Below are 23,217 nucleotides of genomic sequence, written 5' to 3' on the forward strand. Positions count from 1 at the left end.
CGTCAGCGTGCGCACATAAGTATCGCCCCTTCAAATGCCGAAAAGGGTGGTCTTGCCGCCGGGCTGCCTCGGGAGTATTTCCGGATCGCCGCAACGTCTCGCTCGTTACTGAAGACCGATATGTTCGACACGCACAGTCGTCCGGTGCGGTCCGCCGATGCCGAGCATCGACCTAAAAGCCGATAGGCCTTTGCGAATGCATCGACCAAACCTCTTGAATGCGTTCATTGATCGCGAAGGGACGAACAAATCTCCGGGGAGGAGGCGTAAGCTGGAAGTCCTCGTATGCGGCCTTAGCTCTAGAAACGCTCGAAGCGCCGTCTTGCCGAGCCGAACACGCTCACGTAAGCCCCAGCAGCCGCAGAATGAGCTACTGCCGGTTTGATGGACAGCAGGTTAAGCTAATCCCATCTTGCGCTCGAACTCAATCGGGGGCTGAGATAGCTATGGTGGAGGACCTGCGCATCGTGTTGTAAAATCTTTCGATGTAGTTGAATACATCTGCTCGTGCCTCGTCTGTGGTTCGGTAGATCTTTTGCCGGCCCGTTCGGTCTTGAGCGATGAGAATAAGCTCTCCATCGCCGCGTTGTCCCAGACGTTGCCGGAACGGCTCATGCTGCAGAGAATGCCGTGCTCGGCCATCAAACGCTGGAATTGCTCGCTGCTGGTAGGCGCTGTTCAGCAGCCACCTACCGGATGACGGGACGATCTGCGAGTCTGCGGTTCGGTTTCGACCGTTAGGCTTAGAATGGACACAGTGCATACTGCTATCACGGAGCCGGTGCGGCGGCTTGAGGTCTTCACCGGAGCCGGTCGTCGGCGGAAGTGGAGCGACGAGGACAAGGCGCGGATCGTCGCGGAGATCGTGGCGAGTGGCGACTCGGTGTGTTCCGTGGCTCGACGGCATGAATTGTCGCCGCAGCAGCTTTTGGCTGGCGGCGTCAGTTGCGAGAAGCCGCAGGTGGTCATTAAGAGGCGGACGAAGTACAGTTTGTGCCGGCGGTGATGGACGCTGTGGTGCCGGCGCCGACTGCTCACCGGGAGCGCAAAGCGGTACGTAAGCCAGATAGCCGGATCATCGAGATTGAAGTCCACGGAATGGCGATCCGAGCCGGTCGTGGAGGGGACACGGCGATGATTGCCTCGATCGTTCAGGCGCTGAAGGCGAGCCGGTGATCGGTCCGTCAGGCGCGGTCCGGGTGATGGTGGCGACCAAGCCGGTAGACTTCCGCAAGGGCATGGAGCGTCTTGCGACCCTGGTGCGCGAGAGCATGGGTGCAGATCCATTCTCGGGAGCTGTCTATGTGTTCCGGGTCAAGCGAGCGGACCGGATCAAGCTGGTGTTCTGGGATGGAACGGGCCTGTGCCTGTTCGCCAAGAGGCTTGAGGATGGGATCTTCCGCTGAGCGAAGATCGAGGACGGTGCGCCTGTCAGTGGCGCAATTGTCGGCGCTGCTGGAAGGACTCGACTGGCGGCTTGTGCACGAGGCTTGGGAGACGCCGGCGCCAGCGCAGCCCGGATAGCCGTTGGCAGTGCTGCGGCGAAGTGAATCAGGAGCCGCCGAACGCGTCGCAAGATGGCGGCGAATATGCTCTGATTTGGGTGTGAGCGACGCCCTGCCTGACGATCCCGAGACTCTGAAGCGATGCTGCTTGCCGAGCGGTGCGAGAGCGAACGCCTGCGTCAGATCATCAAGGAAATGCAGCGACACGGGTTTGGCCGGCGGGCGGAGACGCTACCCGAAGATCAGATGCTGCTGGGCCTGGAAGACATCGAGCAAGTCGCCGCGTACGGCGAGACGGCGCAGAACGTCAGTGCACCTGAAGGCCGCGATGCGCGAGCTCGCAAGCGCCGCGGCAACCGTGGCGCGTTGCCGGCGCACCTGCCGCGGATCGAAGTCACCCTCGACATCGAGAACAAGACCTGTCCCTGCTGCCAAGGCGAGTTGCACCGGATCGGTGAGGACAACAGCGAGCGGCTGGACCCGGTCCCGGCGCAGTTCCGGATCCTCGTGACCCGGCGGCCCAAATACGCCTGCCGGGCCTGCGAGGATGGCGTCATGCAGGCGCCAGCCTCGGCTAGGCTGATCGAGGGCGGTTTGCCGACCGAGGCTACCGTCGCCCAGGTGTTGGTCTCCGAATATGCCGATCACCTGACGCTCTACCGGCAGGCGCAGATTTATGCCCGTCAGGACATTGAGCTCGATCGTTCAACGTTGGCGGACTGGGTGGGACAAGCAGCCTTCCACCTGCGTCCGCTGCATGAGCAACTCCTCGGCAAGCTCAGGCAACCGCAAAAGCTGTTCGCCGACGAGACGACAATGCCGGTGCTTGATCCGGCCGCGGACGCACCAAGACCGGTCAGCTCTGGGCCTATGCGGCAGACGACCGACCATGGGGCGGCGTCGGTCCGCCGGGCGTCGTCTATGTCTATGCCCCCGATCGCAAAGCCGATCGACCGATCGTTCATCTTGCAGGCTTCAAGGGGATCCTGCAGGTCGACGGCTATGCCGGCTACGCCAAACTCGCTGAGCGGGGCGACGTTGAGCTTGCGTTCTGTTGGGCGCACATGCGCCGCAACTTCTATGAGCTCGCAACACCTGGCCCGGCACCCATCGCAAGCGAGGCGCTCAAGCACATCGCCGAGTTCTACGCGATTGAGAAGGACATCCGCGGCCGCGGCGCCGAGGAGCGTCGCCCCGTGCGGCAGCAGAAAAGCCGGCCGCTTGCCGATACCTTCCAGAAATGGCTACACGCAAAACGCGCCCTGATCAGCCAGAAGGGCAAGCTCCCCGACGCCATCCGCTATGCACTCTCACGCTGGGAGGGTCTGACGCGCTTCATCGATGATGGCCGGATCGAGCTCGACAACAACGCCGTCGAACGTTCGATCCCTCCGATCACGCTCAATCGAAAGAATGCGCTGTTCGCAGGCTCCGACGGCGGTGCCGAGCACTGGGCAATCATCGCCTCCCTGGTCGAAACCTGTAAGCTGAATGACGTCGATCCGCTTCCCTTACCTAACCGACGCGCTCAGCAGCATCGTCGATGGTCATCCAAACCGGGACGTCGACCAGTTACTGGCCTGGGCTCATCGCGCTCAAGCCCTCAAAGCCGGGGCCTGAGAACGATGCTTACCGTAACCGACGAATACGAAACAGGCCGAGAGAGCGACGGATGAGCAAGTTCCGTTCGCGGCTCATAATTCAAACCATACTGTCATTGTGGTGCGAAGTGCCCATTCGTGTGCAGTTTGTGACAGGAGCACAAGAACTCTTCAGGTTCAAAACCGCGCGTGGTGGGGCGCCGCGTAGTGTTTCAAAACGCAATCCGACGGATATGCCGCTGACACTGTTGGCACGGCCGTTGCTGGTGAGGTACTTCAACACTGAAGGAAGGCCGAGTGCACCCGATGAGCAGCACGAACTCCTAGTCACCGTCCCGTAGACCCGTTGACCCGTTTCCGAGGAGTACCAAGGTCGCACATAAGTCGAGCGATCTTTGCAATGAATCTGGTTTGCCAGGAGTCACCTATGGAAGAACATTCAAATGAAATCGTTAGTCATCCGGTTCAGCAGGGTACTAGCTATGACACAGTAGGTTCGATTGCAACGAACGTTGCTGACGGGTTCACCATGGTAGCCGTTGGAGACCTCCTCGTGACGCGGCCACTGACTAAAGGACAACATCCCGGCTTCGATGATATCGTCAAGATCCTTCATAATGCTGATGTCACGTTTGGCAACATTGAAACGAACATTTTTGATATCCGATCGTTTAAGGGAAGTCCGCAGGCTGAATACGGAGGTGCGTATGTCATTAGTCTGCCAGGGCTTGGACCTGATTTGAAAGCGATGGGATTCAACATCATGAGTCGCGCGAACAACCATTCGCTTGACTGGGGCGTTGAAGGAATGCGAGAGACCGGCCGTGTGCTCGATGAGAACGGAATCGTCCATGCAGGTGCGGGCGAAAATCTCTCACAAGCCGGCGCCGCTCGCTTTCTGGAGACCGCCCGCGGTCGCGTGGCATTGCTGTCATTTGCATCCACGTTCACGCCGCTGTCTCGTGCGGCAGATCCCGCGGGCGAGGCGCCAGGCAGGCCAGGACTCAACCCCCTTCGTTTGGCGCGAAGCGTCGTGATTCCGCCCGAGATGCTCGAGAGCTTGCGGCGCATTCGCGATGTATTGCCTGGCCTTCGGCCTGACGGTGAGGGTCCAAATAGGGTCGACCTGGCTGGAATGACATTCAGGACCGGGGACAAGATCGGTTATACCTATGAAGTCGACCCGCGCGATGTCGCCGGCATTCTACGAAACGTTCGCCGGGGCAAGCAGTTCGCTGACTTCTGCATAGTCACAAATCACGATCACGAGCCTGGGAATTGGAGCCAAGAGCCGCCTGATTGCGAACAATCGTTTGCGCACAGGCTGATTGATGCCGGAGCGGACGCTTACGTTATACATGGACCGCATCAGTTGCGGGGCATAGAGATCTACAAAAACCGGCCGATATTTTACAGTCTTGGAAACTTCATCATGGACGGCCTTCATACCCCGGTTGGCGCTGACATGTTTTCCGCTTATGGTAAGGATCCCCGGACCGATACGGATGCTGAGGTGACCGTGAAAGAAATGGAAGAATTTTTAGATCCAGTTTTCTATGAAAGCGTCGTCACCATCGGCCGATTCCTGCAGAACCAACTTGCCGAATTGCGTCTCTTTCCGATTGAGCTTGGTTACTCGAAGAGATTTGCTAACCGAGGAGTCCCGCGGCTCGCGTGCGGGCCCAAGGCAAAATTCATTTTAGAGCGTCTGCAGAAGCTTTCGGAACCATTTGGGACCCAGATTACCATCGCGAACGACGTCGGTGTCATCACGTTGCTGCCCGGCTCGCCGCGATGATGCGGCTCGCATGCGGCTTTGACGGCTTCGCTCGGATGGTTTCGTTAAGTTAAGCGCTCCAGACTTGAAAGCGTGCTATGCGCGCGCGTGTTCCGGATTGAAGCGCGCCTGGTAGGCGTCAGGCAGCCTGCGCAAGTGCTGCCTTCTTGCAAAGACGAGCCACCCATCGGCAAAAGGAGCGAGCGATCTCGGGATGCGCGCTTCGATCCACAGCATAGGCGCGATATAGCATCCCACTTGGAGCGCGTGAGCCGGGGATGACTTGCAAGGCGCCCCCTCGCACCAGATCACTGACGATGATCTCTGGTGCGACAAGAAGGCATTTTCCTGTCATGACTGCCGGCAGAGCAAGATAGTTGTGATCATAGCGCGCGCCCGCTCGTATGTCGTTTGAGGACAGGTTCATGGCCCTCAGCCATGTGGGCAGGATGTCGGGACGCGATGTGATATTCAGTATCGGGGTTGAGCGAACGATCGAGAGCTCTCTGCCCGCGACCAGATTTGGCGGCCCGACGCATACCAGCTCCTCATTGTAGATCTCCCAACTGTCGGCGGGTTCGATGACGGAAAGGTCACGTGTAATCAATATGTCATAGTCATCCGAAGATGTCGGCGGCGAGAGCGAGCTGACGACGTCCACGATAACACCGCCCGATTCAGCAGAGAAAGCTTGCAGATTTGGAATCAGAAGCGATGAAGCAAAAGTCGATAGTGATGTGCGGACGACGATCCGATTGGTGCCCGCGGCCGCCCGCCGCCGCATTCTCTTGGCGGTGAAGCCGACTGTCTCGAGCGGTTCAGAGACTGCGTTAGCGAATAACCTTCCGAACTCGGTCAAATCACTGCGTCGGCCGCGCCGCGCGATTAGGTCCGCACCCAGATAGTCCCGCAGTACGGACAAATAGCGGCTGACTGAGCTCTGTGTTGTTCCCAAAGTGGTGGCGGCGCGCGTGACGCTGCCTTCGCGGGCGACGGTCACAAAAGCGCGGATGGCGTTTAAAGGAACTTCATCGTCTTGAGCCGCCATTGTCTGCTCCGGCGCCAGAATGAACATCCATCACATTATTCGATGTCCACAGCGGGATTGCCGCATATCAAGGGTCGGCTGCGCACAAAATCGGCGTGGGAGCGCATTAATACTTGGTCACCGCGCAGGATCGGCGTCAACGGCTCGGTGCTGTCAGGGCGGCTAGGTCCTTTTACGGCGTGTCGGCTTCGGCTTGCGACCTTTAGGTAAGGTCGCGGGTGGCGGCGCACCCTTGGATGGCCGAACAAACAGCTCGGAGACAGCAACGTCGAGCGTCTCGGCAAGGCGATCGAGAAGATCGATTGTCGGGTTCGCCTGTTGGCGCTCGAGACCGCTCATATAGGAGCGATCAACACCTGCATCATAGGCCAATTGCTCTTGCGGAATACCGCGCTGGACGCGGATCCGGCGCACATTGTAAGCCACAAGCGCACGAGCTCTCATGCGCGAACGCAGCCATTTCGATGGTCATCAAACCACAGGCTATAACCGACATAAAAACGTCAACAAATTGGGGGGGCCATCGAATTATTCGATGAGTGTCACCGAATCGTTCCTCGACGCTACTGGGCGGCCCGCATAGGCGCTGGTATGTCGCCCCCTACGATTGCGGCGGCGCAGGTTTGCTGCGCTGACCGGAGCTCCGTCGTTACGCTGGCTCGGCAGCGTTCGATTCCGCTGCCCCATTTGCGCTAATAGCCTCGAGCCAAACGCCGAGAGGGAGCCGATGGCCCTCCATTCAACGAAATGGAGTGCAGCCCTCAAGAATGCGCCAGCCCAAACCATCGAGATTGCAGCGACCGGGTTGCGGAAAGGCGCGCGAATTGCCTCAGATGAACCCTGGAGGCCGGACAGCGCCTCGACAGCTGCATATTGCGCGATCGAGCTCCTTGGAAAAGGGTTCGACTCTGGACGAGATTGATGGCCTCGACAAGAGTCAAAGGTCCTACGCCATACAGAACGCACCAGCCGGTCATTGCGTCGGCCTCCGAACCGCCGTTGCCCCAGTCTCGAGGCTTGCAAACGTCGCGTTGAAAACGACCTGCTTCGCGCCGCAGAAAACATGGTCTGATCGATACTGGAATTGAGCCCGTGATCGCGACTGAAATCTCGCTGACTGGCCAGCTGTCTGCTCCCTACGAGCGCGGTGCCTTTCGTCGGCCGACGTGGATTGCGCAGATGCCGGCCTCGCACGCAGCAAGTGAGGTTTCGAAATCGGATTCGCCCTGACCGAGTGTGATCACCTCCGCGCCTTGTTCGCATAGCTCGGCGGCTCGCGTCGTCATTGGCCTCGACTTCCAGAGCGACGGACAAGGCCTCGAGCCGTAATGAGAGACAATGGGAGCACCTGAAGTTTGACGCAGCATTGTTGACGGCTTCCACTCGTTGGCAAAGTCGCGATAACAGACATTCGGTTTTGTTGAATGAAATGATCGCAGGTTGCGATGCCTTGCGTCGTACCTGTGTCGATACGGGGAGCGGTCCTCGAAGTCGATAGGGGCGTCAGGGACCCCTGGTACACGCGGCTGGACAGGAAACTAATCGAAGTACTAGTTTGTGGTGCAGGAACCGCTTGCGTGATGGCAAGCACTGACAGTTTGAAAGCCTCCGCGATCCGCGGCACCGCACTGCAGTGCCCGACGAATGTTTCCATCGTCATCGACCAGGACACGTGTCCCCGGCCCACGGGCTTTGGCTCATTCGAGCCCGAGCTAGATCGTCGCTCGCCTAATCCTGTCTGCTATGGGACAGGGAATACCAAGCTTGCGTTCGGCGGCTCACAACATCAAGTCAGTTTTCTGACGGCGCGAACTGCGCAATTCGTGTTCAAACTCCGACAGCGGCACAAAGCCCGGCGGATTCAAAACACTGCTCGCCGTGAAGTGCCGTTGAGCTATTCATGCGCAATTAGGCCTTAATGCGCGCAGACGATGCTGGCACGGACGTTGCTACTCGGTGCAGCAGTACTGAAAGTGCTGAGCACACCCAGATGCGAGTCGAGCGATGCTTTCCTTCCTTGAACTGATGTGGCCCGCTTGTGAGAGGACGAGCTTGTTGCTTGTGAGTTTGTGTGTCGTCGCGCTTAGCGCGGCGACACCGGCAATCGCTGCGCATCTCGCTGAGCAGCCCGTCTACACCAAGGCACCACCCCTCGCGGTCGGGGGCGCGATCAGAGATCAGCTGGCGCAAAACGTCGCGCAACCTCTGACAATAATTTTGGAGAGTAACATGGCGCTGGGCTTAGAATCCCCAGCTCCCCCGATCAAGGTGGAGAACTGGCTGCGTGGTCAGCCCCTCACGAGCTTCCAGCCCGGGAAAGTGTACATCGTCGAATTCTGGGCAACTTGGTGCGCACCGTGTGTGGCGGCGCTGTCCGATCTGGTACAACTGCAAGAGAAATACAGAGATAGCGGAGTTGAGGTCCTCGGAATAGCAGCTTGTGAGCGCGCTCAAACAGCGGAAGAGGGCCGAAACAAGTTGGACGCTTGGTTGACCAAAAAGTTGCCGAAACTCAACTATCGGGTCGGTTTCGACTATACACGCGAAATGGACAAGCTTTGGATGGATTCCAGCTTTTCCGTCGGGATTCCCACCTCGTTCGTCGTCGACCGTGACGGCCACATCGCCTTTATCGGTTCCCCGACGCAACTTGATGACGTTTTGCCGAAGATTCTGACCGGCAGCTAGCGCATCAGCGATGAAGCGAAAGCCGCCGATGCAGAGCGGATCGCCAAGGGCGAACGCACAATGCCGATCTTCGCCAAACTGACGCCGGCGATCAAGGCGCAGGATTGGGCGAAGGCGCTTTCGGTGGTCGAAGAAGCCGTCGCTGTCCTGCCGGATGACGTGAACTTCCGCGTGCTCCATGCGGACCTGTTGCTTCACAAAATGCGCGACTTGCAGGCCGGCCTGCCGGTGATGCGGCAATTGGTTCGTGACGCGATCAACAAAAACTCCGCGGTGTGGATGGCCGAGGCGATGCGCCAACTCTTTGATCCGGCGAATGACAACTCTCATTTGCCGCAGGCCGAGCGCTTTGCGATGGGTAATGAGTTATCCGAACACATCCTGGCAGAAAATCCTCCGCGACGCGGCGAGGCCCTTAAGTTCCTGTCCTATCCGGCGGCCGCTCAGTATTATTACGAGAGCGGCAACAAGGATCGCGCAATCGAGTTGATCGAGGTGACGCTGAAGTCGCTGGACGGCTCCGCACCTATCCCGGACAACCTGAAACAGCACGTTATTTCGGTATTGGTTCAAACGCTCGCCAACTACAAGGGTGAGAAGGCTTGCTATGGGTCTTTTTGTGCGACTCCGCAACCCGGAGTTCCGCAAAGTACCAAGGCGCAAGCGCCGGAGGAGAGGAGATGAAGAAGGGTAACGATCTGAGCTGCTCACTGGTTAGTTCGTCCATTTATCCGGTGAGCCATCGGTGATTAATGATCAGCGAGCACGGCGGTGGATCGTTTGTGGCACGTTGGAAGTTCGGATTGCTATGACCTCCATCCGGATCGACGCGGAGGTGATCTTCCAGGTGAAGTCGCGCCGCGATTCCATAACGCAAAGTCTCTGGCGGTCATATGCTGAAAACTTCCTTCATCAAAATGCACCTTTGCGTACAGCCATGGCCGAGGCCGGAGCTACGTGGACCTCCCACGCTTTCTGCAGACGGGCAAAGATGAGTGGCGCCGATCCCGCCTACCTGGCTCACACAAGCTCGGATCGCGCAAGGCTGGCCGATGTCTCAGATCGATGCTCTCAGCCCGAGAAGCTCGCAAAGCGTGAGGCGCTTCAGCTAAACGTTTAAGCGAAGAGTGGGTGAAATGGGTAGAAGAGTTCGGCCGCAGCCGCCAGACTCCGGGCATTTATCGCATCCCTCGGACGGCGCGCCAAGCATTGGCCACATCGGGTCTGGATCGACCGGTTTTTACACCGCGTGTGCCACAAACCCATAGCGCCCATGACCAGTCAAGATGACAAACGACCCGCCGCAATCGGCTTGGTTCTCCCGTTTGCGTTGGAGCACTGGCTGAAGCAGCCAGTCCGTGCCACGATTATCCTCGTCGGCTTCTTAGGGGCGACGGTCGCCGACCTGTTCATGCCGGTCTATTCCGGGCGTCTGGTGGATGCATTGACGTCGGTCCCCTCCGACCAAGCGGCGCGACATGCCGCACTGATTGCGTTCGTTGGTATCCTCGCCCTTGGTCTGCTCTCGATTATGTTGCGGTCTACGGGCTTGCAGGCGATCGTGCCGTTCACGCTGAAGACCATGTCGGATGTGGCCCGTGGTGCCTTCATGCGCGTGCAGCGCTTCTCAACCGACTGGCACGCTAACTCGTTCGCCGGCTCGACCGTGCGTAAGATCACCCGCGGCATGTGGGCGCTCGACCTGCTCAATCATACGATCCTGATGGCGTTGTTGCCGTCGCTCGCGGTGCTCGTGGGCTCGACGATCCTGCTCGGCCTGCATTGGCCCGAGCTCGGCGCCGTGATCGGCCTCGGCGCCGTGATCTATGTCGCCATGACGACGGCATTCACGATCGGCTACATCGCGCCGGCGGCGCGCGTCTCCAACGCCTGGGACAGCAAAGTCAGCGGCACGCTAGCGGACGCGCTCACTTGCAATACTGTAGTGAAATCTTTCGGTGCTGAGGCGCGTGAGGATGCGCGGCTTGACGGTGTCGTCAGACGTTGGCGGGCGCGGGTGCAGCGCACCTGGCTGCGGTCCAACCGCACGAGCGCGGTGCAGCTCGTGATGCTCTTGTGTTTTCGTGGTTCGGTGATCGGCGGCGCCATCCTGCTGTGGATAGCGGGGCGCGCCTCTCCGGGCGACGTCACCTATGTGTTGACAAGCTATTACATCATCCACGCCTATTTGCGTGAAGTAGGGATGCACATCAACAATCTGCAGCGCTCGGTGAACGACATGGAGGAACTGGTTACTATCTATGGCGAGCCAATCGGCGTTGTCGATGCCCCCGACGCCAAACCGATCCACATTCACGGTGGGACGATCACGTTCGAGGACGTCACCTTCCTCTATGACGGCGATCGCGTGCCGCTCTACGACGGATTGTCGATCAACATCCGCGCCGGCGAGCGGATCGGTCTGGTCGGCCGCTCCGGCTCCGGCAAGACCACGTTCGTCAAGCTGCTTCAGCGGCTCTACGACGTCTCCGGCGGCCGGATCCTGATCGACGGCCAGGACATCGCGCTGGCCACGCAGCAGTCGCTGCGCAGCCAAATCGCGATCGTGGAGCAGGAGCCGATCCTGTTTCACCGCTCGCTGGCTGAAAACATCGCCTATGGCCGACCCGGCGCCTCCATGGCAGCGATCAAGCAAGCGGCGAGGCTCGCCAATGCGCATGACTTCATCATACGATCGGAAGGGCTACGGCACGCTGGTGGGTGAGCGCGGCGTAAATCTGTCGGCCGGCGAGCGGCAGCGCGTTGCGCTGGCGCGCGCGTTCCTTGCCGATGCGCCAGTGTTGATCCTGGACGAGGCGACGTCGAGCCTGGATTCGGAATCGGAAGCGCTGATCCAAGAGGCGATGGAACGGCTGATGAAGGACCGCACCTCGATCGTAATCGCGCGCCGCCTGTCGACGGTGCGCGGCCTCGACCGCGTCCTGGTGTTCGATCGCGGCCAGATCGTCGAGCAGGGCACGCATCCGGCACTGATCGTGCAACCCGGCGGCGTCTATCGCAGTCTGTTCGAGCGGCAGGCCGTCGAGTTCGGTCCGCTCTCGACGGATGGCCAGCCCTAAAATATGGTTGGCCGCATCTCCGTGGCCCTAGGGCTATTTGACCGGGCTGGAGGGACATGAAGCACGGCCTGATAGTCCCACATCCCGTTTACAATCTGGTGAGGGAAGCGTGCGTGAGCGTTGACGCAAGGGCACATGATTCTTTCAGACTTGGCCCGCAGATATGGTGGAGCCGGGCCGTCCGTTCGGCTTGAGCGATGTCCGCGGCGACAGCGCTCATCGATGGAAAGGTGATCTGGCCAACGCCATAACCCGACTGCCTTTTGCAAGCATACGCTCCGCACCTAAAGTAAATGCGACGTTCTCTGGCATTAGCCCATAACCATCGTGGATAACACGTCGGTATCATCGTCATCCGAGCATGGAACAACAACTGGGGCAGCGGAAAGCTGTTCCGCCGTGTCAAAGCGTCGCCAGGATTAGAAACTCGAGTCTTGGTTGACACTGAAGCAAGACTGACGAGAGGCCCTGGCGTGCGCATCGTGGCAGCTTTTCAAGAGTGCAAGGTTACGTGACAAAACCTGTCACGATAGATTAGAGGGGCTGCAGATATCGCTTTTCGGCCAATGCGAGTTCGTCATACCCCAGGAGATCGAAGATCTCGCTGACCGGGGCGATATGAGGTTTCAATGCTCGCATCGCCCTTCTGAGCGAGGATATCATCGCAGACACGCCGTGTTGCAGCTGCTGCAGCTCGCATAAGTGATCGGCCCAGATGACCGTGGAGATGCGCCCATCACGATAGGCTGAGAGCGTTCGATAGTATGTCGCCGGAACGATCAGGTAGCCGGTTCCGCCACTCGGTCACAAGCGAAAGCATTCGTCCGCGGTATTCTTTCGCGCGTGAATGAAGATTGCATCAGCTCCTGCGTCGGCATAGGCGTGAGCACGCAAGATGGCTTCGTTCAATCCATGGCCGGCGATCAGCGCTTCGATCCTAGCCGCGAGAACCAGGTTTTCAGCGACCGTATCCTTCGCAGCCCGAGAATTCGCCGGTGTCGGCGCGCGAATGCCGTTGCCCCATGAGCGAGTTCATCTTCAGCTGTCCTCAAGCGAGACGCGCGCCGCGCGATCCTGACGGAGTTTGCGTGCGAGGGGGCTTTATCGTTGAGATTGCCCATGCCCCGTCGCCGTCAACGACACAGGTGGCGCGGTCAAGGCCCCCTATGCGTTGGACGCTCCCGACGAGCTGGGTCCATAAGCTTCATTGGCATCGCCGTAGCCGAGCGAGCCAGCAATCGACAAGTCAGACGCCCAGAGCCCCTTGAATCCTGAGCGCTGAGAGATTGTGGCGGACAGGGCCTCATGCGCCTCCATCTCAAACGAGAGCTCACCAATCGAGAAGACCTGGGCGCGAAGTATTTCGACAGGCGATGGGCGAGTGCATTGAAGACCTGCGTTGGGCCGAGTGGATTGTGACGATACTTCATACAGAAGTCCTGGAGGCCGAGCTTCGATTGGCATAAACCTCACTGCTCGCATCTTTTTTTTGGTGAGTCCGATCAATGACCAGCCTTGGTAGTTGAGTGGGGCGATAAGAGCTTGCATTATCGCCGTAGGATTGGCGCCGAACGCGGGGCTGTTGTAATGGGTGAATCGGAGCCGACACGTTGGCTTGGTACAAATGAGGGCCTCGGCTCGCGAGCCAGGTGCTACGGCCCTTCACGGAGCATTCACCCCTTGCGGGAGAGGAACGCCTGGCTAAAAAGGTGATATTTAGCTCACATAGATGTTGAGCAAATATCGACTGCTAGGGTTGTCGGAAATACTGCTGTCGCGTTTTCGACATATGTCGCGATCCCGTCGATAGGGCTGCAGTTGAATCGCAGTCTCCTGGGAAGTGAGCCGGAAAATCTCCCAAAATCTTGGTCTGCCGCCAGAGTTTGCGGTGCCGCCGACTGGTATGGCATTTGCTGATCTCGTCCTACGTCCTCTCTGCTCCGGGAGAAACTCATGGCGGATGAAGAGATTGTTTTGTCGGCACGGGAAAGACAGTGCTTACGATGGGTCGAGGAGGGGAAGACATCCTGGGCCATCGGAGTCATCCTGAAAGTGAGCGAGAACACCGTCAACTTTCATGTAAAAAATGCAATGCGAAAGCTGGAAACGAGCACCCGTATACAATGCGTCGTCAAGGCGCGGCGCCTGCGTCTTATTGAGTAGCGGCCGCGGTTCCGTTGCCGATGCTGCAGATCTAGCGAAATGTAAGCGGCGACTGTGGTTGCTGCGGCGGAATGCGATGAAATTTCATGTCTGCAGCTGTATAGCCATAATACGGCGTTGTTACTATGAATAGGGCCTGTTTCGACTTCGTCGCCGACCGGCATTGCCGGGCGCCGCGTACCACCAGGCGAGGTGAGATCATCGGCGCGTAACGCTCTTGAGAGCTTGACGTCTGGTCGGATCCACAATGTCAACGTTGTGATCATTTCGTCCGCCCTGCTGCGGATGGGGCGGTTGTACACCTGTCGCAAACTGAAGTGTGGTGATCGAAGCGGCTTTTGTACTGAAGTCGTGGTAATCGGCGGCGTACACGGTGCGGGCCGGACACGAAGACCGCAATTAGAGAAAGTAAACGAGTTTCCAAAAGTGGAATCTGGTCGACGTTGCACGATACTCTGACGCTCCGCTCTGCGGGCTCGACCCAGTTGGGCGATCTTACGAAGCGTTAGCTAGCTAAGAACTGCCTTTTCCCGGACCACCAATGCCAAGGGTTCCGTTCTTCGACGATCTAGCCGAGTCGAGTACGAGCTGAATATGTTTGCGGCGCACGCCGCGATCCGGGAGTTTCTGAGTATCGCTGCGAATGAAATGTCGTTAAGCCGGCGAACGCATTCCATCTCGAGATAGCCCGATGCAGGTGAAGCCGACTAGTTTCGTTGAGTCGGCGCTATGCTTTCGTAATGAAGCGCGTGCCAAATGGAACCGTCGATGGTGCCTCCTTCTCTCATCTTGAATCGTCGCACCGAACGAGACAGGACGGCTAAAGTTCAGGTTTATAATGATGTGACGCTCATTGAGCGGAAACAATGATTGGCCGGTGATTGTCGACCGAGAAAACCTCCGGCGGAAAGCCTGTGGGTTGCCTACTCGAAGGTTGCGGTACGCACGCTCAAGAACATCGGTTAGCGAGTGCAAGGGTCCGACGGCTCGGCGGATGCAGAAGGGCGGTCAATTCTTTGTGTTCTGCAGTTCACGGCCTAGGAGTATCGAGCTCGATCTCACGCGCCACTTCGATGATGCTCTCTGGATGGTGTCGGTTCTTGAAAAGAGCACATTTCAGAGCTTCAGCGCGGTTGATAAGTTCGGAGAAGAGGCGTTCCGCGAGGATGCGCCCTCGGAGCGCGCCACGGCGAAGCGTACCGTGTGTGTGCTTCGGGGTGTCACTGTTGATTTTTGGACCCCACGATGCGGTCGATGCTTAAGGTCTTGGGAGCGCATGGTCACCGCACAAGATGGGCGCGGGGGTTTTGATCGAATTGTTCATCGAGTGTCACTGAATCGTCTCCCCCGACTTTAATAGGGCGAGCCGCACAAGCGCTGCTATCTCGACCGTCTATCAAAGCGGCAGCGCAGATTTTGCGCGCTGAGTGGAGCTCAGCCGCTCAGCTGGCTCAGCAGCGGTTCGATTCCGCTGCAAACTTGCGCGAAGGGCCTCGAGCCAAAGACAAATATGTTCGCTGGGAGAGGCCCGATGGCCTTCTTCCATTCAACGAAATGGAGTTGCAGCGGCGAACAAATGAACCGGCGCAATGCATCCAGATTGCAGCGACAGCCGTTCAGGCAATGTTCGAGGAGCCTTCAGCCCTGCATCAGCGCAGAAAGCGCGTTTCAGCTGCCTTAACCTCGCCCATTCTCTGGAGTCTGAAGATTTCCTCTACCGGTACAATATTCTTATGGACGTTCTGGACGCCGCCATCAGCGATGATGCGCCGGAAGGTGTCCCTCAAGGCCGTGCTTGAAGCCCGGATACCGTAATTGCCATAGATCATCATCTGGACGTTACCCAACTCCTTGACACGACGGGCATCCAGGACCGGATAGGCGTTTGGCACAATGGCCAGCGGCACTGAACCTTTCCAGGCGCGGGAAAAGCTTTCGATCTCGCCTGGATCCTTCTTCTTTGAATGGATCAGGATCATGTCCGCACCAGCCTTCACATATGCCTGGGCGCGGTCTAAGGCTTCAGCTTCGCCAAGGCCGGCGATGAGCGCTTCGGTTCTCGCGATCACAAGAAAATTTGGATCTCGTCTTGTGGCGAGAGCAGCCTCGATCTTGCCTAGGAATTCCTCTACGCGTAGGAGTTGCTGTCTGCCGTCCGCAGCAAGGCTCGTAACCTTGGGGAATGTCTTGTCCTCGATGACAACGGCGCTGGCACCGGCCCTTTCATATTCGCCAATCGCATGCATGACATTGATCGCATTGCCATAGCCTGTGTCGATGTCGGCCACGATCGGTATCGTCGTGCGCCCGGCGATTGCTCGCAGCATATCCAGATGCTGTGCCATCGAGATCAGGCTCATGTCAGCCAAGCCGTAAAGTGCGGAAAGCTCGAAACCGGAGGCCCACAGCCCATCGAAGCCGGCTTCCTCAGCGAGGATCGCTGAAAGCGGGCTATGAGCTGCCATAATGTGGACAAGACCGCTTTCGGCCATCCGGGCGCGCAGGCATTTGGCAGGGGACATCTGAAGTCTTTCAAGGTAGGGCGGCGCAAGCGGTGATGATCAGATCGCAGGCGCAGGTGAGATCCTCAAGCGAGGAAGCATGAGAGATGCGAATGTAAGACGAAGCCAGGAAGCCGCCGGGGCACCAGGTGACGCAAACGCATCGAGAAGATACATGGCGAACATGGCTGTCAGTGTCACCCTTACCATCTGCCGTGCGCGTTTGCCGATCGAACGGGCGCCGGAGGAAGAAGCGTAGAATGCGACAGGTACGGCGATGGGCCTTCCGCCGGCTTCAGCTTAGTGACCACGAGTTCGCGGCCTTGCGGAACGCGCGCGAATTGCCTCAGATGACCCCTGACGCCAGACAGCGCCTCGACAGCTGCATATTGTGCGATCGCGCCCCTGTGGGAAAAGGTTCGGCTCTGGACGAGATTGATGGCCTCGACCAACGTCAAAGGTCCTGCGCCATACAGAACGCACCAGCCAGTCATTGCTTCGGCCTCCGAACCGCCGTTGCTCCGTCTTAAGACTTGCAAAGTTCGCGATGAACAGACTTGCTTCGCGCCGCCAAAAACAACGTGGTCTGATCGATACTGGAATTGAGCCCGTGACCGCGACTGAAGTCTCGCTGATTGGCCGGCGTAGCTGCCTCCTCCCTGCGAGCGCGCTGCTTTTCCTCAGCCGGTCGTGGATTGCCGCAGATGCCGGCCTCGCAGGCAGCAAATGAGGTTTCCAAATCGGACTCGCCCTGACCGAATGTGATCACGTCCACGCCGTGTTCGCGGAGCTTGGCGGCTCGCGCGGCACATGGCCTCGGCTCCGGAAGAACGGACAAGCGTTGAGCCGACCTGCAACGAGAGACAATGGAAGCACCTGAAGTGTGACGCAAAATTGTTGACGGTTTCTACTCGTTGGCAAAGTAGCGAACAAAACAGACATTCGCGTTTGTTGGGTGAAACGATCGCAACTTGCGATGCCTTGCGTCGCATCGCCGAAGACGACGGCGTTTCGCGGCGGCGATTCACCAGACTGGCACGGCGCCTTCTACGTTCGATGCCGCGCAGGTGTGAATTCTCTGGTCCAAATCGAACCATCAGCAGGACTCGAAGCTGCTTCCGCCTCACGACGGAGAAGTTGCGCGGCGGCCATTAAGAAAGCAGTGCCAAGGCCCGCTCGCTGCGGGCGGTTCGTTGTCAAGGATCTCGGCGCCGCTGCTTAGGGTCGCGCTGTTTAGCCCCGCAGTACCGCGGTTATCGCATATTGCAGGGGCTTCCATCTACATATTCGATATCTGTCATCCAGCTGTAGCACGATGGGTTTTCAAGGTCCTCAGCTTGCGCAAACAGTTTCATGCCAGCGAGGGAAATGATGCGATGGCATCGGTTTTGATCGAAAGTATGAGTAAGGACTACGGTCAGACGCCGGTCCTGCGCGGCGTCTCGCTGTCGATAGCCGATGGTGAATTCCTGACGCTGTTGGGGCCATCGGGCTGTGGTAAGTCGACGCTACTCCGCATTCTGGCCGGACTTGAGGCGCAGGATGCCGGCTCCGTCTCGATCGGCGGGCGCGTGGTGGACGGAGTGCGGCCAAAGCGGCGGGATATCGCAATGGTGTTCCAGTCCTATGCACTCTATCCCCATATGAGCGTCGCGTCGAATATCGCGCTGCCGTTGCGGATGCGTCGACTCTCTGCCTTACAGAGGCTCCCCCTTCTAGGCCGTCTTCTGCCAACAACGGCGCAGATGGTGGAGGACATCGGCGTGGAAGTCTCCCGTACGGCTAAGTCCCTCGGGATCGGCGACTTGTTGTCGCGCAAACCGGGGCAACTGTCGGGCGGCCAGCGCCAACGTGTCGCGGTTGCTCGGGCGATGGTGCGCCATCCAGCTGTTTTCCTCATGGACGAGCCCCTATCCAATCTCGATGCCAAACTGCGCGTGCAGATGCGCGCCGAGATCAAGGAACTGCACCAACGGCTCGGGGTCACCTTCGTCTATGTGACGCATGATCAGGCCGAGGCGATGACCCTTTCGGACCGCGTGGCGGTGATGCTCGACGGTGAGTTGTTGCAGGTTGCTCCACCACAAAACATCTATTCCGATCCAGACAATCGCCGCGTTGCCGAATTCATCGGCTCGCCCAAGATCAACCTGCTTGATGGGGTGATGCGCGAACGCGGCCTGATCGACGTGGCTGGCTCGACGATCCCGATCGAAGCCGATGCGCTGGCAGGCACGCCGCTCTCGGTCGGCATTCGTCCGGAGGCGTTTTATTTCGCAGACCACGCCGGCCAAGGAGTGCTGACGGGTTCGGTGCGAATGGTCGAGCACATGGGATCAGATCTCTTCGTACATCTCGATCTTGCCGGCATCGATCAGCCGTTGATCGCAAGGCTGCTGCCCGAGCGGCCGCCGCACATCGCGCCGGGCCAGACCTTGCATGTCGGCGCGAGACCGGATCGCATTCTTCTGTTTACACGGGATGGACGGCGCTTACGGCGGGAAGCAGATCCTGTTCGCAGACACGTTGCTCCGTTCCGCGAGGCGGTGGGATGAGCGAGCCCCGTGCTTTTTCCAACGCTTATAATCGGTCCTTAACGGGGCGTGGAGCGTCATGTCTTGCGGTCTCTCCAGCTCGTCGGCAAGCTTTTGTGACGGCATTCGCAGGATACGGGCTGGCTGGCCCTGCGGTTTTCTTTCTGCTGGTGCTGTTCTTGCTGCCGGTTGTTGGCGTGTTTTTCATCGCGCTGACCGACTGGCAGCTCGGGGCGAGCTCTTTATCGTTCGTCGGCCTCGCCAACTACCGCGAGGCGTTCCTGGACGCCACCTTTAGGGCCTCCCTTGCTAACACCGCTGTCTATGTTCTGATCGTCGTGCCGGGTACGCTTCTTGGCGGCCTTACCGTTGCACTTCTGATCGAAAGCGGAAAATCCTGCCACTCGTTCTATCGGGCCGTCCATTTCCTGCCCTTTATGGCGACGGTCACGAGTATGGCCATTGTCTGGGAGGCACTGCTGCATCCCACGATAGGCCTCGTGAACCAGATGTTCGCCGCCGTCGGCCTTCCGACCGCCAACTGGCTGCGCAATGAAAATACCGTCCTCCCGGTGTTGGGCGCTCTCGGGATCTGGCAAAATCTCGGCTATGCGATGGTTCTGTTTCTCGCAGGCCTCAAAAGCATCCCGCGAGATCTCTACGATGCCGCCGACGTCGATGGTGCCGACTTATGGATTGACCGGCTGCGCACCGTCACTCTGCCCTCACTCGGGCCGGTCTCGATGTTCGTTGTCATTGTCGTGGCACTGCGGGCCTTGGAATGCTTCGACGCGGTGAAGGTACTGACGCAGGGCGGCCCTGGAGATGCCTCCGAAGTACTGCTCTACACGCTTTATCGAGAGAGTTTTGAGTATCTGCGCACCGGATATGGCGCCGCCATCGCCGTCGTCTTCCTCGCCATGGTCGGTACTCTCACGCTGATCAATGCGATCGTCATGGATAGAAAGGTGCATTACCAATGAGCGCGGTTGCTTCCGTCAAAGGCTTTTCCGCACTTGCCGGGATCCTTCGCCATGTCGTATTACTCGTCACGGGAGCGTTGATACTCATTCCGTTCCTGTGGATGATTTCACTCTCGATCAAAGCGCCGGGCGAGATATTCCACGCGTCCTTCTCCGTTTGGCCCGTGCAATTCTACGCCATCGAAAACTATGAAAAAGCGCTGTCTGAAGCGCCGCTGCTCCGCTACATGGGCAACGGCCTGATGGTATGCGGTCTGATCCTGGCGGTGCAAATTCTCCTCTGCGCTCCTTGCGCCTACGCGCTTGCAAAACTGCGATTTTTCGGTCGCGACCTCGTTTTCGGCATGGTGCTTGCCGGTCTGATCCTCCCGCACCAAGTGCTTTCGCTGCCGCTATTCATCCTCGGGTACAAGCTCGCAATCCTCAACACTTACGCCGCGCTGATTCTTCCTTATATCGTCTCACCCTTCGGCATCTTTCTGTTTCGGCAGTTTTTCAAGACCATTCCGGATGACGTCTTGCACGCTGCCCGTCTCGACGGTCTCTCTGAACTCGCTATCGTCTGGAAGGTCATGGTGCCAATGGCACGACCGGCTGTCATCGCCTTTGCAATCTTCTCGGTGGTCGGGCACTGGAATGACCTGTTCTGGCCACTGATCGCCGTACGTGATCAGTCTCTGATGCCGCCGCCGCTGGGTATTCTGGTCTTCAAGAACGAGGAGGCCGGCAGCGACTACGGTCCTCTGATGGCCGCATCCACTCTTGTGGTGCTCCCGCTCACCATCGCCTTCCTTGCAGCCCAACGTTGGTTTGTCGAGGGACTGACCTCAGGGGCCGTCAAACAATAAGCGAGTCGAGGCGATCAAAGTTCACCTCTCGTCGCATGCACAGGCATTGCCCGGGCACGCGCTGGAATGGCTATGGTTGGAAAAGGAACTCCGATGTTCACAATAACAAAGCTTTCTTCTGCGATCGGCGCGGATGTCGTCAACGTTGATCTCCGCAGATTGGCGGAATCGAAAGACGCCGCCGTTGTCGCTGCGCTTCGCGAAGCGCTTGAAACGCACCTTTTGCTTCGCTTTCGCGGTCAGCATCTGTCACCAAGCGAATTCGTCAGGCTTGCGTCAGCCTTCGGCCATACAAAGACGCTGAAGCGCGCCGCAGCGTCAAGTAGCGCGCATTTGCCTGGCCATCCTGAAATCAAGGTCGTCTCGAACGTAGCGAATGATGGTGGCCAACCGATCGGTGACGGCGGTTCCTCTGAGAATTACTGGCACACCGATGGCACCTATCTGCCACAGCCTGTCAAGTTAACGTTCTTGTACGGACGCGAGTCGCCCAAAGCAAATCCGCCGAAGACATTTTTCATGAACCTCTCCGATGTCCATGATCGCCTGCCTCGCTGCTTGACATCCTATCTGAGCCAACTGAGCTGCATCCATTATTCTCAGTATAACTTCGCTCCCGAATATGCCGAGCAAATTGCAGCACTCCCCGAAGGGGCCGATCGTCGACATATTGGGCCCAGCTTTCCGCTCGTGCGCCTCAATCCCCATAGTGGAAGACCATCCTTGTATCTCCCGCGCCAGCGACAATGCCTTATCGAAGGCTTGACGAGCGCAGAGAGTGAGAAGCTCTCTGACCTGCTATGGACATACGTCGAAGCCTATAACGATACATGGGGCGACGTGGTAGGTGTCGATGATCTCTTCGTTTTCGATAACAGTTACACGCTTCATAGGCGTGAGGCCTTCGACTCCCAAGAACGGCGTGTCTTATGGCATATCACGACGCAGGGCGAGCCTCCGATTCCGTATGCGTCGGCGTCCCAATGGGCCGCGAGAGCCCAGTTTGCGGCAGAAAGAAGCGGGGCAGAGTGAAGGTGAGCGGTGCCATCCGCCTGTAGCGATCCATCGATGCCCGCCAAGAAGAGCATAGCTTTGCTTCGAGGCGCCCAAAGCCGGCGGGCCATTTTCGGGACTACAAGTCGCACCATCATTGGAGAAGTGGGGTGGTTGCCTGTTCGCCGACAATCTCTGAGGCCGTCCCCAGATCGGAGGCCGCGCTATTTTCGAACGAGCTGTTTATGAATGGCGGCACGTTTCCTGCGGTTGTGTTTTGGCGACCGCCGACCGGCACGAACCCAACCGTCCTTTTCTTGCCTGGCGGTGGCCATCTGGCCCGGGTCGCATATGGCCACCCGGGCGGGGATCCGCGGGACTTCCTCGACTTCTGGCTGCGAGAGGCCGGATGGGGGCTTCTCGCGGTCTCCTATCCCAGTGATCATCCCACCTTTCCCCACCTCTATCCCGAGATGACCGTGAGCGACTGGGGGGCGTCGGTGACCGCGATCGCCCTCGGCCTTTTGGCCCCGTGTCCGGCGCCACGGCGGGTCGTTGTGGCCGGCTGGAGCATGGCGGGTCGGGTTGCGCGCTCTGTCTGTCGAGGTCTCTCCCGAGGCGGTTTGCCGCCGATTGGTTTTGTCTCGCTCGCCGCGAGCGCTCCGTTTCCCGGCCTGGTGCCCGTCTTCGAGAGGGGCGAGCCGGTGACCGAGGCGGGCTTGTGGGATCTCTCGGCCGATGAGCCCGGTCTACCCACGCGTCACGCAAATTGGTGTGCTGAACTTGCTGCCCAATCGGCCGACAACGAGCGCGTGGTCATCCCCGAAGATGTCTATCAACGCGACTATCGTGTAAATACCCCGCTTCTGCTGCGCGGAGAGCCGCAATATCTGCGATCGTGCAGCGCGGTCGTCTCGGTTGCAGAAGTGACGGAGGAACTTGGCACTTTCGATTTTGGTTCCCATCCGCTGACGGGTGTAATAGCGCCGACGCGGCCTTCTGATGCGCGCCACGCGCTGACCGATTCACTCACCTGGGGTTTCCTAAACGCACAGCACGTCTTCGAGCGCTACGTTAGCGGATGCCCTGGTCTTTCCACTTTCCCTCCCCAGCTCTGGGAGCACCTGCGGTTGCTTATGTTAGATTTGCCACGCCGCCTCACGCGTACTGTATCAGGCGGTCATTTCTTCTTCGTAGGTGAGCGCGGCGCCAAAGCAACAGCACGTCATCTGACAAATCTCGCAACTGAAATTGCATTCCTGCAGGCCGAAGTCTCGGCAATCGTCTGCAATCAAGCGGCAACACCAACAAAATAAAATGACAGCCTTCAGCCGTTCCTAAGCACTCACTGGACGCATTTCTGATAATGCCAGCGCCCCTCACCAGGTGTCGCTCAAGCTGGCCCGCCAGCGTGTTGGGGCGGCAGGGACGAGGTGCTCGTCTCCTCACACCAAGCCGGGCACGGAGGTTAATGGGCGTCAAACGAAGGACTGCGG

14 protein-coding genes and 4 pseudogenes are annotated in these 23,217 nt (G+C 58.6%); 12 read left to right on the plus strand and 6 right to left on the minus strand.

All coding sequences use genetic code 11. From position 1 onward, the window contains the following. Window positions 1–396: 396 nt before the first annotated feature. Window positions 397–666, minus strand: a pseudogene (locus tag ABIA45_RS36705) (IS3 family transposase); the annotation flags it as partial. An 82-nt stretch (window positions 667–748) separates the two neighbouring features. Here ABIA45_RS36705 and ABIA45_RS36710 point away from each other — a divergent pair. The 4 genes and pseudogenes from ABIA45_RS36710 to ABIA45_RS36725 all read left to right on the plus strand — a co-directional run bounded on the left by ABIA45_RS36710 (window position 749) and on the right by ABIA45_RS36725 (window position 4,904). Next, window positions 749–1,006 (plus strand): transposase, encoded by a 258-nt coding sequence (locus ABIA45_RS36710; protein ID WP_404655312.1) that lies wholly within the window; start codon window positions 749–751, stop codon window positions 1,004–1,006. A 166-nt stretch (window positions 1,007–1,172) separates the two neighbouring features. Next, window positions 1,173–1,406 carry an IS66 family insertion sequence element accessory protein TnpB gene (gene tnpB / locus ABIA45_RS36715; protein WP_404655314.1) on the plus strand — a complete coding sequence of 78 codons (234 nt, stop codon included), beginning with the start codon at window positions 1,173–1,175 and terminating at the stop codon, window positions 1,404–1,406. A 193-nt stretch (window positions 1,407–1,599) separates the two neighbouring features. Beyond that, window positions 1,600–3,125: pseudogene (gene tnpC / locus ABIA45_RS36720) on the plus strand (IS66 family transposase). Window positions 3,126–3,533: 408 nt separating this feature from the next. Beyond that, window positions 3,534–4,904 (plus strand): CapA family protein, encoded by a 1,371-nt coding sequence (locus ABIA45_RS36725; protein WP_404655316.1) that lies wholly within the window; start codon window positions 3,534–3,536, stop codon window positions 4,902–4,904. Between the two features lie 118 nt (window positions 4,905–5,022). Here the strand turns inward: ABIA45_RS36725 and ABIA45_RS36730 are convergent, their stop codons facing one another. Next, on the minus strand, window positions 5,023–5,958 hold the full coding sequence (locus tag ABIA45_RS36730) for a LysR family transcriptional regulator (RefSeq protein ID WP_404655317.1): 936 nt from the start codon (window positions 5,956–5,958) through the stop codon (window positions 5,023–5,025). A gap of 135 nt (window positions 5,959–6,093) precedes the next feature. After that, window positions 6,094–6,375 carry a helix-turn-helix domain-containing protein gene (locus tag ABIA45_RS36735; RefSeq protein ID WP_260343658.1) on the minus strand — a complete coding sequence of 94 codons (282 nt, stop codon included), beginning with the start codon at window positions 6,373–6,375 and terminating at the stop codon, window positions 6,094–6,096. 1,785 nt (window positions 6,376–8,160) lie between these two features. On the opposite strand from ABIA45_RS36735, the pseudogene ABIA45_RS36740 reads away from it, so the two are divergent. Together ABIA45_RS36740 and ABIA45_RS36745 are read left to right on the plus strand one after the other, a co-directional pair. Next, window positions 8,161–9,303: pseudogene (locus ABIA45_RS36740) on the plus strand (TlpA disulfide reductase family protein). Between the two features lie 589 nt (window positions 9,304–9,892). Further along, window positions 9,893–11,699: pseudogene (locus ABIA45_RS36745) on the plus strand (ABC transporter ATP-binding protein). 804 nt (window positions 11,700–12,503) lie between these two features. Here ABIA45_RS36745 and ABIA45_RS36750 read toward each other — a convergent pair. Then, entirely contained in the window at window positions 12,504–12,710 is a 207-nt protein-coding gene (locus ABIA45_RS36750) for an isocitrate lyase/phosphoenolpyruvate mutase family protein (protein ID WP_404655845.1), read from the minus strand. Window positions 12,711–13,652: 942 nt separating this feature from the next. Between ABIA45_RS36750 and ABIA45_RS36755 the strand changes: the two genes are divergently transcribed. Beyond that, window positions 13,653–13,862: a helix-turn-helix transcriptional regulator gene (locus ABIA45_RS36755; protein WP_404655320.1), complete on the plus strand. Its 210-nt coding sequence runs from the start codon at window positions 13,653–13,655 to the stop codon at window positions 13,860–13,862. Window positions 13,863–15,511: 1,649 nt separating this feature from the next. Here ABIA45_RS36755 and ABIA45_RS36760 read toward each other — a convergent pair. Further along, the gene (locus tag ABIA45_RS36760; protein ID WP_404655321.1) at window positions 15,512–16,384 is read right to left on the minus strand and encodes an isocitrate lyase/phosphoenolpyruvate mutase family protein; all 873 of its coding nucleotides are present in this window, start codon (window positions 16,382–16,384) and stop codon (window positions 15,512–15,514) included. 505 nt (window positions 16,385–16,889) lie between these two features. Further along, a complete protein-coding gene (locus ABIA45_RS36765) occupies window positions 16,890–17,138 on the minus strand; it encodes a hypothetical protein (protein WP_404655323.1) in 249 nt (82 codons plus the stop codon). Window positions 17,139–17,739: 601 nt separating this feature from the next. Here ABIA45_RS36765 and ABIA45_RS36770 point away from each other — a divergent pair. The 5 genes from ABIA45_RS36770 to ABIA45_RS36790 all read left to right on the plus strand — a co-directional run bounded on the left by ABIA45_RS36770 (window position 17,740) and on the right by ABIA45_RS36790 (window position 23,037). Continuing rightward, window positions 17,740–18,918: an ABC transporter ATP-binding protein gene (locus ABIA45_RS36770; protein WP_404655846.1), complete on the plus strand. Its 1,179-nt coding sequence runs from the start codon at window positions 17,740–17,742 to the stop codon at window positions 18,916–18,918. Between the two features lie 95 nt (window positions 18,919–19,013). Continuing rightward, complete coding sequence (locus tag ABIA45_RS36775) at window positions 19,014–19,880, plus strand: carbohydrate ABC transporter permease (RefSeq protein WP_404655324.1); 867 nt, start codon at window positions 19,014–19,016, stop codon at window positions 19,878–19,880. Continuing rightward, the gene (locus ABIA45_RS36780) at window positions 19,877–20,728 is read left to right on the plus strand and encodes a carbohydrate ABC transporter permease (protein ID WP_404655325.1); all 852 of its coding nucleotides are present in this window, start codon (window positions 19,877–19,879) and stop codon (window positions 20,726–20,728) included. Before ABIA45_RS36775 ends, ABIA45_RS36780 begins: the two co-directional genes overlap by 4 nt. Window positions 20,729–20,821: 93 nt before the next feature. Next, window positions 20,822–21,760 carry a TauD/TfdA dioxygenase family protein gene (locus ABIA45_RS36785; RefSeq protein WP_404655327.1) on the plus strand — a complete coding sequence of 313 codons (939 nt, stop codon included), beginning with the start codon at window positions 20,822–20,824 and terminating at the stop codon, window positions 21,758–21,760. A 206-nt stretch (window positions 21,761–21,966) separates the two neighbouring features. Next, window positions 21,967–23,037, plus strand: coding sequence for a hypothetical protein (locus tag ABIA45_RS36790; protein WP_404655328.1), 1,071 nt, complete (start codon window positions 21,967–21,969; stop codon window positions 23,035–23,037). The last annotated feature ends 180 nt before the right edge of the window (window positions 23,038–23,217 follow it).

The sequence above is a fragment of the Bradyrhizobium sp. USDA 336 genome, from assembly GCF_044908355.1.
GTDB lineage: Bacteria > Pseudomonadota > Alphaproteobacteria > Rhizobiales > Xanthobacteraceae > Bradyrhizobium > Bradyrhizobium yuanmingense.